Here is a 1,449-nt window from a genome sequence, read left to right as displayed (position 1 = left end):
GGCCTGTGCGACGCGGACAAGCGGCAGGCAACGCTCATGCGGCAGGCCGCTTTCATGAGCAACGATACGTGCTTCGGTATCCATTGTTGGGAAACCGAATTCCATGGCGAGAAAGCGCTGCCGTGTGCTCGGCTTCAGCGTCTTGAGTACGTTCTGATATCCGGGATTGTAGGACGCGACCAACATGAACTCCGGCGGCGCTTGCAGCAATTCGCCCGTGCGCTCGAGCGGTAGCGTGCGCCGGTCATCGGTAACCGGATGCAAAACTACGGTCACGTCCTTGCGGGCCTCCACCACCTCGTCGAGATAGCAAATCGCGCCTTCGCGAACAGCCCGGGTAAGCGGGCCATCCACCCACACCGTGTCGCCACCTTTCAGCAGGTAGCGACCGGTGAGGTCTGCGGCGGTCAGATCGTCATGACACGAAACGGTGTAGAGCGGGCGACCGAGCCGTGCCGCCATATGAGCGACAAAGCGGGTCTTGCCGCAACCTGTCGGCCCCTTCAGCAGGACCGGCAGGCGATTGCGGTAGGCGTGCTCGAAAATCTCGCATTCCGAGCCAACCGGCGCATAGAACGGTAGGTCCGGTTGTTTCACCGCCGTGCCGACGCTTTTCAACATGCGATCATCCTTCGTTGCATGTGACCTGTTCCATCAGTTTGCCGGCTGCAACGGCATACTCATGTGGGCCGGCTGCTCTTCCTTTGCCGGTCCAAAGATGGAGTAGAGGAAGAGCAGGCACGAAATCAGAACGACGAGGCCAGCGCCGAGACGCATCCAGTAGAACAGCGCGAGCTGATCTTGCACTTCCATGTAGCTCATACCCAGGACACGCTGCAGGTGGACCTGCACGACACCCGCGAAGGTCAGCGTGAAGGTCATGAAGGCCATACCGGAAGTCATGATCCAGAAGCTCCACATGTTAAGCACCTGGTTGTAAGGCGTCCGCTTGCGTAGATAAGGCATGGTGTATGTGATCATCGCCAGGTTCAGCATCACATAGGCGCCGAAGAAGGCGAGATGGCCGTGCGCTGCGGTGACCTGAGTTCCGTGGCTATAGTAGTTGACGAAAGACAGTGTGTGCATGAAGCCCCACACACCGGCTCCGAAGAAAGCACCTACGGTGCAGCCGAGCGACCACAGCATCGCCGCCTTGTTGGGGTGGTCGCGGCGCCCCTTCCACACCATGGTGAAAGCAAAAATGACCATGGCAAAAAACGGTGCAACCTCAAGGGCTCCGAAAATACTGCCGATCCATTGCCAGTACCCTGGAGCACCGATCCAGTAATAATGGTGTCCTGTACCGAGCACGCCGGAGAACAGCGCGAGGCCGACGATGGCATAAAGCCATTTCTCAATCACTTCTCGATCGACGCCAGTCATCTTGATCATCAGGAAGGCGAGCACGGATGCCATCACGAGCTCCCACACACCCTCGACCCAGAGGTG

General features: G+C 58.7%; 2 protein-coding genes. Both read right to left on the bottom strand.

Translation table 11 applies throughout. The annotated features are described in order from the left end of the window. Positions 1–621 (bottom strand): AAA family ATPase (locus ACO9S2_RS17640; protein WP_423723736.1); only part of this gene is annotated, 621 nt, incomplete at its 3' end. 33 nt (positions 622–654) lie between these two features. Continuing rightward, the coding region (locus tag ACO9S2_RS17635) for a cbb3-type cytochrome c oxidase subunit I (RefSeq protein ID WP_423723735.1) at positions 655–1,449 on the bottom strand (795 nt) is incomplete at its 5' end.

This window comes from Nitrospira sp. NS4, from assembly GCF_049546785.1.
Lineage (GTDB): Bacteria > Nitrospirota > Nitrospiria > Nitrospirales > Nitrospiraceae > Nitrospira_D.
Note: the sequence above shows the minus strand (reverse complement) of the source record. Positions and strands in the feature narration are given on the sequence as shown.